The sequence below is a fragment of the Erwinia sp. genome, from assembly GCF_031978025.1.
GTDB lineage: Bacteria > Pseudomonadota > Gammaproteobacteria > Enterobacterales > Enterobacteriaceae > Erwinia.
In genome coordinates this window covers 1-11,816 of record NZ_DALZCD010000007.1, presented here as the reverse complement: position 1 = coordinate 11,816, position 11,816 = coordinate 1, and the positions used below count along the sequence as shown (strand labels likewise).

Annotated in this window: 16 protein-coding genes; 4 read left to right on the top strand and 12 right to left on the bottom strand. The window is 56.0% G+C overall.

Annotated features, from left to right (window positions below; translation table 11 throughout):
• The coding region (locus RTK32_RS01225; protein WP_312041716.1) for an oligopeptide/dipeptide ABC transporter ATP-binding protein at positions 1–733 on the top strand (733 nt) is incomplete at its 5' end.
• A 48-nt stretch (positions 734–781) separates the two neighbouring features.
• On the opposite strand, the gene RTK32_RS01220 is transcribed toward RTK32_RS01225, so the two are convergent.
• Both RTK32_RS01220 and cls read right to left on the bottom strand, forming a co-directional pair.
• Positions 782–1,105 (bottom strand): HI1450 family dsDNA-mimic protein, encoded by a 324-nt coding sequence (locus RTK32_RS01220; protein WP_312041715.1) that lies wholly within the window; start codon positions 1,103–1,105, stop codon positions 782–784.
• A gap of 41 nt (positions 1,106–1,146) precedes the next feature.
• Positions 1,147–2,607 carry a cardiolipin synthase gene (gene cls, locus RTK32_RS01215; protein WP_312041714.1) on the bottom strand — a complete coding sequence of 487 codons (1,461 nt, stop codon included), beginning with the start codon at positions 2,605–2,607 and terminating at the stop codon, positions 1,147–1,149.
• 146 nt (positions 2,608–2,753) lie between these two features.
• Here cls and RTK32_RS01210 point away from each other — a divergent pair, with 146 nt between their 5' ends.
• The gene (locus RTK32_RS01210; protein ID WP_312041713.1) at positions 2,754–2,927 is read left to right on the top strand and encodes a YciY family protein; all 174 of its coding nucleotides are present in this window, start codon (positions 2,754–2,756) and stop codon (positions 2,925–2,927) included.
• A gap of 40 nt (positions 2,928–2,967) precedes the next feature.
• Here RTK32_RS01210 and RTK32_RS01205 read toward each other — a convergent pair whose 3' ends face one another.
• Together RTK32_RS01205 and RTK32_RS01200 are read right to left on the bottom strand one after the other, a co-directional pair.
• Positions 2,968–3,066 carry a YoaK family small membrane protein gene (locus RTK32_RS01205; RefSeq protein WP_312041712.1) on the bottom strand — a complete coding sequence of 33 codons (99 nt, stop codon included), beginning with the start codon at positions 3,064–3,066 and terminating at the stop codon, positions 2,968–2,970.
• 18 nt (positions 3,067–3,084) lie between these two features.
• Complete coding sequence (locus tag RTK32_RS01200; protein WP_312041711.1) at positions 3,085–3,381, bottom strand: YciI family protein; 297 nt, start codon at positions 3,379–3,381, stop codon at positions 3,085–3,087.
• 199 nt (positions 3,382–3,580) lie between these two features.
• On the opposite strand from RTK32_RS01200, the gene tonB reads away from it, so the two are divergent.
• Positions 3,581–4,312: a TonB system transport protein TonB gene (gene tonB / locus RTK32_RS01195; RefSeq protein ID WP_312041710.1), complete on the top strand. Its 732-nt coding sequence runs from the start codon at positions 3,581–3,583 to the stop codon at positions 4,310–4,312.
• A 62-nt stretch (positions 4,313–4,374) separates the two neighbouring features.
• Here the strand turns inward: tonB and yciA are convergent, their stop codons facing one another.
• From yciA to RTK32_RS01180, 3 genes are all read right to left on the bottom strand, one after another.
• Positions 4,375–4,791, bottom strand: a complete 417-nt coding sequence (gene yciA, locus RTK32_RS01190; protein ID WP_312041709.1) for an acyl-CoA thioester hydrolase YciA — start codon at positions 4,789–4,791, stop codon at positions 4,375–4,377.
• A 37-nt stretch (positions 4,792–4,828) separates the two neighbouring features.
• Positions 4,829–5,365 (bottom strand): septation protein A, encoded by a 537-nt coding sequence (locus RTK32_RS01185; RefSeq protein ID WP_312041708.1) that lies wholly within the window; start codon positions 5,363–5,365, stop codon positions 4,829–4,831.
• A gap of 62 nt (positions 5,366–5,427) precedes the next feature.
• On the bottom strand, positions 5,428–6,153 hold the full coding sequence (locus RTK32_RS01180) for a YciC family protein (RefSeq protein WP_312041707.1): 726 nt from the start codon (positions 6,151–6,153) through the stop codon (positions 5,428–5,430).
• 349 nt (positions 6,154–6,502) lie between these two features.
• On the opposite strand from RTK32_RS01180, the gene ompW reads away from it, so the two are divergent.
• Complete coding sequence (gene ompW, locus RTK32_RS01175) at positions 6,503–7,138, top strand: outer membrane protein OmpW (protein ID WP_312041706.1); 636 nt, start codon at positions 6,503–6,505, stop codon at positions 7,136–7,138.
• A 69-nt stretch (positions 7,139–7,207) separates the two neighbouring features.
• Here the strand turns inward: ompW and RTK32_RS01170 are convergent, their stop codons facing one another.
• From RTK32_RS01170 to trpD, 5 genes are all read right to left on the bottom strand, one after another.
• Complete coding sequence (locus RTK32_RS01170; RefSeq protein WP_312041705.1) at positions 7,208–7,522, bottom strand: BON domain-containing protein; 315 nt, start codon at positions 7,520–7,522, stop codon at positions 7,208–7,210.
• Positions 7,523–7,779: 257 nt separating this feature from the next.
• The gene (gene trpA / locus RTK32_RS01165; RefSeq protein ID WP_312041704.1) at positions 7,780–8,586 is read right to left on the bottom strand and encodes a tryptophan synthase subunit alpha; all 807 of its coding nucleotides are present in this window, start codon (positions 8,584–8,586) and stop codon (positions 7,780–7,782) included.
• Entirely contained in the window at positions 8,586–9,776 is a 1,191-nt protein-coding gene (trpB, locus tag RTK32_RS01160) for a tryptophan synthase subunit beta (protein ID WP_312041703.1), read from the bottom strand. The genes trpA and trpB overlap by 1 nt, the downstream gene beginning before the upstream one ends.
• Before the next feature lie 46 nt (positions 9,777–9,822).
• Positions 9,823–11,181 (bottom strand): bifunctional indole-3-glycerol-phosphate synthase TrpC/phosphoribosylanthranilate isomerase TrpF, encoded by a 1,359-nt coding sequence (gene trpCF / locus RTK32_RS01155; RefSeq protein WP_312041733.1) that lies wholly within the window; start codon positions 11,179–11,181, stop codon positions 9,823–9,825.
• A gap of 1 nt (position 11,182) precedes the next feature.
• Positions 11,183–11,816 (bottom strand): anthranilate phosphoribosyltransferase (gene trpD / locus RTK32_RS01150; protein WP_312041702.1); only part of this gene is annotated, 634 nt, incomplete at its 5' end.

Below are 11,816 nucleotides of genomic sequence, written 5' to 3'. Positions count from 1 at the left end.
CAGGCCTGGCCATCGCAGTGGCCTCATCGGTCAGGTGCAGATGATTTTTCAGGATCCGCTGGCCTCGCTGAATCCACGCATGACTATTGGCGATATCATCGCCGAGCCGCTGCGTACCTATCATCCCAAAATGGCGCGTCAGGAAGTGAAAGAGCGGGTCAAGACGATGATGATGAAGGTAGGGCTGTTGCCGAACCTGATTAACCGCTACCCGCATGAGTTTTCCGGCGGTCAGTGCCAGCGTATCGGCATCGCCCGGGCGCTGATCCTTGAGCCTAAACTGATTATCTGTGACGAACCGGTTTCCGCGCTGGATGTCTCTATCCAGGCTCAGGTGGTCAATCTGCTGCAGAAATTGCAGCGCGAAATGGGGCTGTCGCTGATCTTTATCGCGCACGATCTGGCGGTGGTAAAACATATTTCCGATCGCGTATTGGTGATGTATCTGGGCCATGCCGTAGAGCTGGGGACTTATGACGAGGTTTATCAGAATCCGCAGCATCCTTATACCCGGGCGCTGATGTCGGCCGTGCCGATCCCCGATCCTGATTTGGAAAAAAATAAGGTTATCCAGCTGTTGGAAGGGGAACTGCCTTCGCCAATCGATCCACCGTCAGGCTGCGTGTTCCGCACTCGCTGCCCGATAGCCGGGCCGGAGTGCGCTAAAACCCGTCCGCTGCTGGAAGGCAGCTTCCGTCACGCGGTATCTTGCCTGAAGGTGGATCCTTTGTAAGACCGGCTCGCATCCCGGCAACGGGGTGCGGCTCCTGTCAGGGGCGGCTTATTCGCGCCACAGGATATGACAAAGCTTATGATCTTTTTCACGGCACAGCAGGACGCGAGCAAAAATATCGGTCACCGGGTCGCCGTCGTTTTCACCCAGACCAATCACCACTTCCGCAAAAAAATCGGGATTCAGATCGAAATCCACCTGCTCGGCCCAGTCTTCAGCCGGGTCGTGCAGCTCTGCGCCGCCGCGCTCCTCAAACTGAAGATTGAACAGCAGGATATCGGCCGGATCGAGGTTATCGCCCGCCAGTTCCAGGAAAATATCGTAGGCCTGTTCCAGGGTTTCGTCTTCGGTAAGGCGGTTATTTAAATCCATAAAATTTCCCATAATGCCCATCAGGGCTGTGCAAGGCTGCTTTATAACAGCGGGCTGAAAAAGTAAAAAATTCGCTCGACAATCCTCTGCCACCAGGCGCGCCGCGTCCACTGTTTTGCATCCAGTAGCCGCGAACGGGCGATATAATCATCCTGAACGCGCGCCAGATCGCCGCCAAAGCCGTCGTCGTCTATCACTAACGTGATCTCAAAATTAAGCCACAGGCTGCGCATATCCAGGTTAACCGTGCCGATCAGGCTAAGCTGTCCATCTACCAACACGCTTTTGGTATGTAACAGGCCCTCTTCAAACTGATAAATCTTGACGCCTGCCTCCAGCAGCTCCGCAAAGAAAGCCCGGCTCGCCCAGCCTACCAGCAGGGAGTCGTTATGTCTTGGCACGATAATGCTGACCTCCACGCCGCGCTGCGCGGCGGTACAGATAGCATGTAGCAGATCGTCGCTGGGAACAAAATAGGGCGTGGTCATGATCAGCTGCTCACGCGCCGAATACACGGCGGTCAGCAGCGCCTGGTGAATAAGGTCTTCCGGAAAGCCAGGCCCGGAGGCAATAACCTGTATGGTATGGCCGCTTTCCTGCTCGAACGGCATGATGGTCCCGTCCGGCGGCGGCGGCAAAATGCGCTTGCCGGTTTCAATCTCCCAGTCGCAGGAGTAAATAATCCCCATGGTTGTCGCCACCGGGCCTTCCATCCGCGCCATCAGGTCAATCCACTGGCCGACGCCTGCGCTCTGTTTGAAAAAGCGCGGGTCGACCAGGTTCATGCTGCCGGTATAGGCAATATAGTTATCGATCAGCACCACTTTACGATGCTGACGCAGGTCCATACGGCGTAGAAACACGCGCAGCAGACTGACCTTTAACGACTCCACGACATCAATACCGGCATTGCGCAGCATGGCGGGCCATTCGCTGCGGAAAAACTGCACGCTGCCGGCAGAGTCCAGCATCAGCCGACAGTGAACGCCGCGCCGCGCTGCGGCCATCAGCACTTCCGCTACTTCATCCGCCATGCCGCCGGGCTGCCAGATATAAAACACCATCTCGATATTGTGGCGAGCCAGCTGGATGTCGCGGATCAGCGCCTGCATCGTCTCTTCCGTAGAGGTAAGCAGCTGCAGCTGATTGCCTTTTACCCCGGCAATACCCTGACGATTTTCACAAAGCTGAAACAGAGATCGCGCCACATCGCTGTTATCACCGGCAAAAATATGGTGACAGGATTTCAGATCGTTCAGCCATTTAGCGGTGGAAGGCCACATGGTGCGGGCGCGCTCGGCGCGGCGCTTTCCCAGATGCAGCTCGCCGAAAGAGAGATAGGCAACGATGCCCACCAGAGGCAGGATATAAATAATCAGCAGCCAGGCCATCGCCGAGGGAACCGCACGCCGCTTCATCAGAATGCGCAGCGTGACCCCGGCAATCAACAGCCAGTAACCAAACAGCAGCAGCCAGCTCATTAAAGTATAAAATGTCGTCATAAAAGCGGAAGTCCTGTTCACCTCTGATTACAGGAGTTTACGTGCAGATCGGGGCGGACGAAACCTTTTCCTCAAGTCATCGGACTTGGCGTAGAGACAGAAGTCTTTATAATGCGGCGCGAGTTTTGGCAAGTGAAGAGGGTAATATGAGACGGAGTAGGAATGAAGTTGCACGCTGGCGCATGTCGCGTCAAATTCAGCGCCGCCGGGCGCGCTGGCTGGAAGGGCAGTCAAGACGTTATGGGCGGATGCATGCCATTCGCCACCAGCTAAGCCAGCAGCAGCGTCGTTCTATTCTGTTTATTACTCAGATAGTGTAAGCGTAAAGGCCCGGCCTGTAGCCGGGTCTTCATCCGCCCGTCAGGCACCCGGCATCCAGGCCCCGCTGGCAATAAACCAGACCAGTAGAGCGGCGCCCGCTATCCCGACAGCGGCAGGGAAAAGATAGCCAATTTTCATCAGGGTTCTCGTTAAGCGTTAAAACGTGCGTTTAAAGGGCTTAACGGCAACCTGCTTATAAACGCCTGCGGCGATATAAGGATCGTCCTGCGCCCAGGACTGCGCCTCTTCCAGCGAAGAGAATTCGGCGATAACGGTAGAGCCGGTAAAACCCGCTACGCCAGGTTCATTACTGTCTACTGCCGGCATCGGCCCGGCGATAATCAGACGGCCTTCATCCTGCAACAGCTGCAAACGTGCCACATGCGCAGGGCGTACCGCCTGACGTTTTTCCAGTGAATCCGCATTGTCTTCTGCATAAATTACGTAGAGCACGTTAACTCCTGTCGATCGCTAATAATGGGCGATCACGTTAAGGCATCGTTCGCTATTCTGCAAACGAAAGATGCTTTTGCTGCCGTTGTCCCCTTTACCGACCAGTTTACGGACAAATTCACGCTGGAAGGCGCGAGTTGTTGAAACTGATTGCTATTTGCATTTAAACTTACGCCTCAACTTTTACAGCAGAAAGATTATGACGACGCTGACAGAAACTTCATTTCCTCGCCGCCTTTCGCTATCAACCCTGCTTTCCGTGGGGCTGCACGCCGTGGCGATCGGTGGGATACTCTATGCCTCTTTTCACCAGACCGTGGAAGTGCCAAAAGCGTCTCAGCCTATCAGCGTCTCTCTGGTCGCGCCGGAAGTTCAGCCGGAGCCGCAGCCTGCGCCCCAGCCCGCGCCGCAACCGGTAGCGGAACCTGAACCGGAACCGGAACCCGAGCCGCCCAAAGCGGAACCGGTGCCAATCCCGAAACCTGTTTCTAAACCCAGGCCTAAACCCAAGCCGAAAAAGGAAGTGGTAAAGCCGAAGAAAGAGGTCAAACCACGCGAAGAGCCACGTCAGGCCGCGCCGTTTAGTAACGACCGTACGGCGACAGCGACCAAACCGTCAACCGCGCCAAAAACGTCCGCAGCGCCTTCTAAGGCGGTTGAGTCCGGACCAAAAGCGTTAAGCATAGGCAAACCCGACTATCCGCAACGTGCTTCTGCACTGCGTCTGGAAGGCCACGTACGCGTTCTGTTTGACGTGGACAGCTCGGGGCAGGTCAACAATATCCGTATTATCGAAGCCGAGCCGCGCAATATGTTTGAGCGTGCGGTGAAAAACGCAATGCGAAAGTGGCGCTACGAGCCGGGCAAAGCGGGCAAAGATGTGAAAATGAATGTCGTCTTTAAAATCAGTGGGGGGGCAAGCATTGAGTAAAGGACGACCCGGCGGGCTATAGCAAAAAGGGGGAGCAACAGTGCACCCCCTTTTTATTGTCGTTACGCTTCGCTAAAGTGGCTTTTCTCAGGCGGAAGCGGGCGGGATTTGCCCTTACTGTCCACCGCCACGTAGATAAAGACCGCTTCGGTGGTGCAGTAGCGCTGTCCAATAGGTTCCGAAGCCACTTTCTTGATCCAGACCTCGACATTAATCGTGATGGAGCTGCTGCCGGTACGGATGCAGCGTGCGTGGCAGCTGACCACGTCGCCTACTGCCACCGGCTTCAGAAAGGTCATGCCGTCGGCCCTGACCGTCACCACGCGGCCGCCCGCGATCTCTTTCGCCAGGATAGCCCCACCCATATCCATCTGCGACATCAGCCAGCCACCGAAGATATCGCCGTTGGCGTTGGTATCTGCAGGCATCGCCAGCGTCCTCAACACCATCTCGCCCTGGGGCTGTCGTTGTTCTTCCATATCTTGCTTCCCGTGAAAAACGCCTTGCGGCGCTAAATTATTTTTCTTCCTGCGGCATCAGACGATAAATATACACGCCGCTGAACAGGGTGAAGAGCAGCGTCAGCCCGGTCAGGCCGAACACTTTAAAGTTAACCCAGAAATCCTGCGGCAGCCAAAAGGCGACGTAAATATTGGCCAGACCACAGGCGAAAAAGAAAATGGCCCAGGCAACGTTCAGCCTGCGCCAGGCGGCCTGCGGCAGCGTAAGCTCCTTGCCCAACATACTTTGGATCAGCGTCTGCTTCATCCAGAACTGGCTGTACAGCAGGCCCGCAGCAAACAGCGTATAGATTACCGTGACCTTCCATTTGATGAATTCGGCGTTATGAAAAACCAGCGTCAGCGTGCCGAAAACAGTCACCAGCACAAACGTCACGATAGTCATCTTTTCCAGCTTGCGGTAAAGCAGCCAGCTGGCCACCAGCGCCAGCGCGGTGGCGACGATCAGCGCGCCCGAGGCGACAAAAATATCGTAAAGCTTATAAAAAATGAAAAAGACTACAAGGGGAAGGAAATCAAGTAACTGCTTCATAAAGGCTTCCGGTTATCAGATCAACACATGGGCTGCGCGCCGGTGAAGCGCGCAGCGACTGATTAACGTAACAGCATATACAGGCGGCTGAGGTAAATGATCAGCATTGCCGACACGAGATTACTCAGCGCGTTCAGCAGCACGGAAGTCACGTTCGCCGGCAGGACGGTCAGCGAGGAAGCCATCAGCAGGACCAGCACTTTTGCCAGCAGCCAACCCAAAATAGCGGGTGCCACCACCTTAACATGACCCCAGACCAGACGCGCACTGGCGCGCATAGCGGCGAAAATACCCACTTTTTCTGCCGTCATGATCACAGGAGACAGCGACAGCAAAATAGCGAAAATGATACCGGGCACCATCAGTGCCATAAAGCCGAGCTGGATAATCAGCGTCATAAAAAACACCAGCGGCAGTAAACGCAGCAGCATCGGCGCGGAAACGCCCATGGCGCGCAGGGCGCTAACGCGCTCGCCAGCGGTAACCATCGGGATCAGGCAGAGCATCGCGCCCAGCAGTAGCGTATTGCCTACCAGCGAGGCAAGCGTACCGGCAGCGGAAGCGTGCAGCAGGAGCTGCTGCTGTTCCGGCGTCATGGTTCTGATCCACTCCATCAGGCTCATGGTGCCGCTTTTGCCATCCGCCAGCTCAGAGATATCAGGCGTAAGCGCATGGCCGATCAGGACCGTAATAAAAGAGGTTAACAGCGCGATCAGTACAATAGTAGCAAACTGATGGCGAAAGAAATTTCCCGTGTCACGGTATAACGAAGCCGCCGTGAATGACATGTACACTCCTTGAGAGCCGAATTTAGCGATCCGGCGATTGTACATGGTCTGAAGCCAACCTGGCACCCTGGCTTACACAACTTTCGCTTTGGCGATTTCTCGCGCCGTGCGGCCTCTCCGGGTTGTTCACGTTCTCCCGGTTCAGAGAAGAAGCAAAACCGGTTCAAATCAATTTTTAACTTCATTTTTATTAATCAAATAATAGCGGTTTTGATCCAGATCAATTTTTGTTTAATTTACTGCCCGTTATGGCCGCTCAGGGGTGATCTTTCTGAAAATAAAGATAAAATCAGCGCATCAAAAATCAGGGCGATCGTCTGCGCTTTTTTCAATGGACACAGGAGTGATAATGAAAATTTCAGTATTGGCCTTATTGGTAGCGGCGTGCGCGCCGGTAGCCGCTTCGGCACATCAGGCCGGCGATTTCTTTATGCGTGCGGGTTCTGCGACCGTACGCCCTACCGGCGGCTCGGATAACGTACTGGGACTGGGCGAATTTGATATCGGTAATAATACTCAGCTGGGCCTGACGTTCACTTATATGCTGACCGATCACGTTGGCGTTGAGCTACTGGGCGCGACGCCGTTCCGCCACAAGGTCGGTCTGGCCTCTACCGGCACGCTGGCTACCGTGCACCAGCTGCCGCCAACGCTGATGGCGCAGTGGTACTTTATGGACAATAACAGCAAGCTGCAGCCCTATGCCGGTATCGGCGTAAACTACACCCTGTTTTATGACAATGACTTTAACCAGACCGGCCGTGATGCGGGCCTGAGCAACCTGAGCGTAAAAAACAGCTGGGGTGTGGCGGGTCAGGTGGGCCTGGATTATCAGCTGACGCCGCAATGGATGCTGAACGCCTCACTGTGGTACATGGATATCAATACCAAAGTGGGCTTCGACGCGGCCGGTGCTGGCCGGCAGAGTATTGATACCCATATTAACCCATTCGTCTTCTTCTTTGGCGCGGGCTACCGTTTCTAATCGGTTTCTTCAGGCGGAAAAAAGGCGCATACGCTGCGCCTTTTTTAGATCTTTGCCGCCCTGAAGGCGTTATTTAATCTGCATATTGTTCACGACTGACTTCACGCCTTTCACGCTGCGGGTGACCTGAACAGCACGGCTGGCCATCTGGGCCGAGCTGACGAAACCGCTAAGCTGTACGCGGCCTTTAAAGGTTTCCACATTAATTTCACGCGATTTCAGCGCTTCATCGTTCAGCAGCTGCGTTTTTACCTTCGTGGTGATAACGGTATCGTCAAGATAGCCGCCTGTCCCTTCCTGTTTTGCCGTTGGCGCACAGGCGCTAACTGAAACAGCCACAACGGCTGCAATAACCATACCCGTCAACATTTTGAACAGCTTCATGGTAAATCTCCCTGTTATTTCCGAATGGCCTTGGCCGTGATTACAGATTTTCTCTGTAAAAGAAGCGTAGACCTGGGCGGCAAATTTTCCACAAAACGGCGAAAAAAGAGCGTCTTAGTCGGCCACAAAGGCACTAAAACCGTAAGAAGCATGGGCCTTGATGCTGAGATACCCGCCTTATTTAACGAGAGATTGAGCAACAGGAAAGGGCGACGGCTGGTGGAGGAAATGCCCTGTCAGCATGACAGGGCAGACGGTTAGCGCGTGGCAGCTTTCAGTTTCGCGACGAAAGCTTCCAGCTCGGCCAACATCGTGGCCGGTTCATTGTGGTGACGCTCAATAATTTTAACAATAGCGGAGCCGGAAATGGCGCCCGCGGCACCCGCGGAAAGGGCCTCTTTTACCTGAGACGGTTCAGAAATCCCGAACCCCTGCAGCGGCGGCGCGGCATGGTATTCCGTCAGCTTATCTACCAGATGCTGTAATGACTGGCTGACGCCGCGGCTTTCCGTGCCGGTAACGCCTGCACGCGAGAGCAGGTAGGTGTAACCGCGGCCGTGTGAAGCGATTTCACGCAGCAAATCGTCGCTGGCGTTCGGCGGGCAAATAAAGATCGGCGCGATATTGTGCCGCATCGCCGACTGGCGGAACGGCGCGGACTCTTCAACCGGCACGTCTGCAATCAGCACGGAATCCACCCCCGCTTGCTGGCAGCGCGCATAGAAGTCGTCGATGCCGTTGGAGAAAACCAGGTTGGCGTACATCAGCAGCCCGATTGGAAGGGTCGGGTACTTCTGGCGCACAGCGGCCAGCAGCTCAAAGCAGTGGTCGGGCGTCACGCCAGCGGCAAAAGCACGCAGCGTCGCATTCTGAATGGTCGGGCCATCCGCCAGCGGATCGGAGAAAGGGATCCCCAGCTCCAGCGCATCGGCGCCGCCCGCAATCAGCGCATCGATAATCTGCAGTGAAAGCTCTGGCGTAGGATCGCCAAGCGTGACGAAGGGCACCAGGGCCCCTTCCTGACGTGCGCTCAGACGCTGGAAAAGCTGCTCATAACGTTCCATCAGATCTCTCCCTTCGCGGTCAGAATATCGTGAACGGTGAAAATATCTTTATCGCCGCGGCCGGAAAGATTCACCACCAGCAGCTGCTCTTTTTCCGGGTCTTCACGCATCATTTTCAGGGCGTGAGCCAGCGCGTGGGATGACTCCAACGCGGGAATGATGCCCTCGCTGCGGCAAAGCGTTTTGAACGCGTCCAGCGCTTCATCATCAGTGATGGAGACGTAGTCGGCGCGGCCAATGCTGTTAAGGTGCGCGTGCTGCGGCCCTACGGAAGGGAAATCCAGACCGGCGGAAATCGAATAGGACTCCTCGATCTGTCCTTCCGGCGTCTGCATCATCGGCGATTTCATGCCGAAATAGATGCCAACACGCCCGTGTTTAAGCGGTGCGCCATGCTCGCCGGTCTCAATACCGTGCCCGGCAGGCTCAACGCCGATCAGTCCAACGGAAGCCTCATCGATAAAGTCCGCGAACATGCCGATAGCGTTAGAGCCTCCGCCCACGCAGGCGATAACCGCATCGGGCAACCGACCTTCCTGCTCCTGAATCTGCACTTTAGTCTCTTCACCGATCATCCGCTGGAACTCGCGCACTATCGTAGGGAACGGATGCGGGCCAGCCGCCGTCCCTAACATATAATGGGCGGTTTCATAGCTGCCTGACCAGTCGCGCAGCGCTTCGTTACAGGCGTCTTTCAGCGTAGCGGAACCGCTGTGGACGGGGATCACCTCGGCGCCCATCAGCTTCATGCGGAAAACGTTAGGCGACTGGCGTTCAATATCCTTTGCGCCCATGTAGATACGACACTTCAGGCCCAGCAGGGCGCTGGCGAGCGCCGAAGCGACGCCATGCTGGCCCGCGCCGGTTTCCGCGATGATTTCGTTTTTGCCCATGCGTTTTGCCAACAGTGCCTGGCCAAGCACCTGATTGGTTTTGTGCGCGCCGCCGTGCAGCAGATCTTCGCGCTTAAGGTAAAGGCGGGTTTTGGTGCCTTTAGTCAGGTTCTTACACAGCGTCAGCGCGGTAGGGCGACCGGCGTAATTTTTCAACAGGCCGACAAATTCCGCCTGAAACTCAGGGTCGCGTTGGGCGCTGACAAAAGCTTCTTCCAGCTGCTGCAGCGCGGGCATCAGGATTTGTGGTACATACATACCGCCAAACTCGCCAAACCAGGGATTTAATAAAGTCATTTCGCTTCCTTTTTTGCAGTTGCGCCGCCGTAGCGACGCCAGGCAGTCAGTACGCTCTCAACGTTCGGAACACCGAGGCAATTTTGTCCGCATCTTTCAGACCGGGCGCGCTTTCAACGCCTGAGTTAAAATCCAGTCCGGCGCAGCCAAGCCGTGCGGCGCTGACGCAGTTGTCCGCGCTCAGACCGCCCGCCAACAGCACATTGTCCAGCTTTTCGTCTTCCAGCAGCGCCCAATTGAAACGGGTACCGGTGCCGCCGCTGCCGCTGTCAAAGACGTAGCGGTCCACGTGCGGCCAGTCACGGGCAGGCAGCGTGGTGCTGATACTGAACGCCTTCCAGATTTTTACCGTATCCGGCAGCTGGTGGCGCAGCCGGGCCACAAAATCCTGGTCTTCGTCGCCATGCAGCTGCACGGCAGCCAGGCCCAGCTCACGACTAAGAGTGACAACGTCACTGATAGCGTTATTGCGGAATACGCCGACATACTTTAGCGCTGCGCCCGTCATCACGCTTTTCGCCTGCTCCGGTGTCACTTTACGCGGTGAGCCCTCGGCAAAAATCAGGCCGCCATAGACTGCACCAGCCTCCAGCGCGCTCCGTGCATCTTCGGCACGGGTCAGGCCGCACACTTTATTGTCGCCAATGATAACGCGGCGAACGGCGGCAGAAAGATCCGTTTCCGACATCAGGGCAGAGCCAATTAAGAAACCGTTGGCGAAGTGGCTCAGCTCGCGTACCTGAGCATAGCTGTTAATGCCGGATTCGCTGATAACCGTTACGCCATGCGCAACTTTAGGGGCAAGGCGACGGGTACGATCGAGGTCAATAGAGAGATCGCGCAGGTCGCGGTTATTGATGCCAACGACTTTCGCACCCAGTGCGGTGGCTCGCTCGAGCTCTTCGTCGCTAATCACCTCGGTCAGTACGCCCATATTCAGGCTGTGCGCCACGGCGGCCAGCTGGCGATACTGCTCATCATTCACCACCGAAAGCATCAGCAAAATCGCATCCGCCTGGTAGTAGCGCGCCAGATAAATTTGGTAAGGGTCGATAATAAAGTCTTTGCACAGCACGGGCTGGGTAAGGGCGGCGCTGACTATTGGCAGAAAATCAAAGCTGCCCTGAAAATATTTTTCATCAGTCAACACCGATACAGCCGAAGCATGGTGCTTATAGACGCCCGCAATGGCGGCCGGATCGAAATCTTCCCGGATCACGCCCTTAGAAGGCGAAGCCTTTTTGCACTCCAGAATAAAAACGGTTCTGGCACCTGACAGCGCATGATAGAAGCTGCGGGTGGCCGGTTCGATCTCGTTCTGGAACGAGGCCAGCGGCTGGCGCTGCTGGCGCTCGGCCAGCCAAATCGCCTTATCCTGCACAATTTTGTTCAGTACGGTTTCCATATTATCCTCTTGCTGCCAGCGCAACCACGCGCTCATAGGCCTGGCCGCTGCGGATCGCCTTCAGCGCCTTTTGCGCGTTTTCCCGTAAATCTTCCTGGCCGAAAATCTTCAACAGCAGCGCGACGTTAACGGCCACGGCCTCTTCGTGCGCCTGCTCGCCTTTACCCTGGAGCAATCGCGTCAGAATGTCACGATTTTCTTCCGGCGAGCCGCCCGCCAGCGCTTCCTGCGGGTGATAGCTCAGCCCAAAATCTTCTGGGGTCAGCTGATAGCTGGTGATCTCGCCGTCACGCAATTCCGCCACGTGCGTCGCGCTGTGTAGCGCCACCTCGTCCATGCCGCCGCCGTGCACGACTGCGGCACGTTGATAACCCAGCACTTTCAGCGTCTGGGCAACAGGCAACACCAGTTCAGGACTGTAAACACCAATCACCGCCAGCGGGGGACGTGCCGGGTTGATTAACGGGCCAAGCACGTTAAACAGCGTGCGGGTTTTCAGCTGCTGGCGCACCGGCATCGCGTGGCGAAACCCGGTGTGATATTGCGGCGCAAACAGGAAGCAAACGTTAAGATCGTCCAGCGCCTCGCGGGCCTGCAGGGCAGGCATATCCAGATTAATGCCGAAAGCTGCCAGC

Coding starts and splice junctions, on each gene's coding strand:
- RTK32_RS01170 (WP_312041705.1), bottom strand. CDS start 7,522: ATGAAGCTGTTCAAAATGTTGACGGGTATGGTTATTGCAGCCGTTGTG.
- trpA (WP_312041704.1), bottom strand. CDS start 8,586: ATGGAACGTTATGAGCAGCTTTTCCAGCGTCTGAGCGCACGTCAGGAA.
- cls (WP_312041714.1), bottom strand. CDS start 2,607: ATGACGACATTTTATACTTTAATGAGCTGGCTGCTGCTGTTTGGTTAC.
- tonB (WP_312041710.1), top strand. CDS start 3,581: ATGACGACGCTGACAGAAACTTCATTTCCTCGCCGCCTTTCGCTATCA.
- trpB (WP_312041703.1), bottom strand. CDS start 9,776: ATGACTTTATTAAATCCCTGGTTTGGCGAGTTTGGCGGTATGTATGTA.
- RTK32_RS01185 (WP_312041708.1), bottom strand. CDS start 5,365: ATGAAGCAGTTACTTGATTTCCTTCCCCTTGTAGTCTTTTTCATTTTT.
- ompW (WP_312041706.1), top strand. CDS start 6,503: ATGAAAATTTCAGTATTGGCCTTATTGGTAGCGGCGTGCGCGCCGGTA.
- yciA (WP_312041709.1), bottom strand. CDS start 4,791: ATGGAAGAACAACGACAGCCCCAGGGCGAGATGGTGTTGAGGACGCTG.
- RTK32_RS01220 (WP_312041715.1), bottom strand. CDS start 1,105: ATGGATTTAAATAACCGCCTTACCGAAGACGAAACCCTGGAACAGGCC.
- RTK32_RS01180 (WP_312041707.1), bottom strand. CDS start 6,153: ATGTCATTCACGGCGGCTTCGTTATACCGTGACACGGGAAATTTCTTT.
- RTK32_RS01205 (WP_312041712.1), bottom strand. CDS start 3,066: ATGAAAATTGGCTATCTTTTCCCTGCCGCTGTCGGGATAGCGGGCGCC.
- trpCF (WP_312041733.1), bottom strand. CDS start 11,181: ATGGAAACCGTACTGAACAAAATTGTGCAGGATAAGGCGATTTGGCTG.
- RTK32_RS01210 (WP_312041713.1), top strand. CDS start 2,754: ATGAGACGGAGTAGGAATGAAGTTGCACGCTGGCGCATGTCGCGTCAA.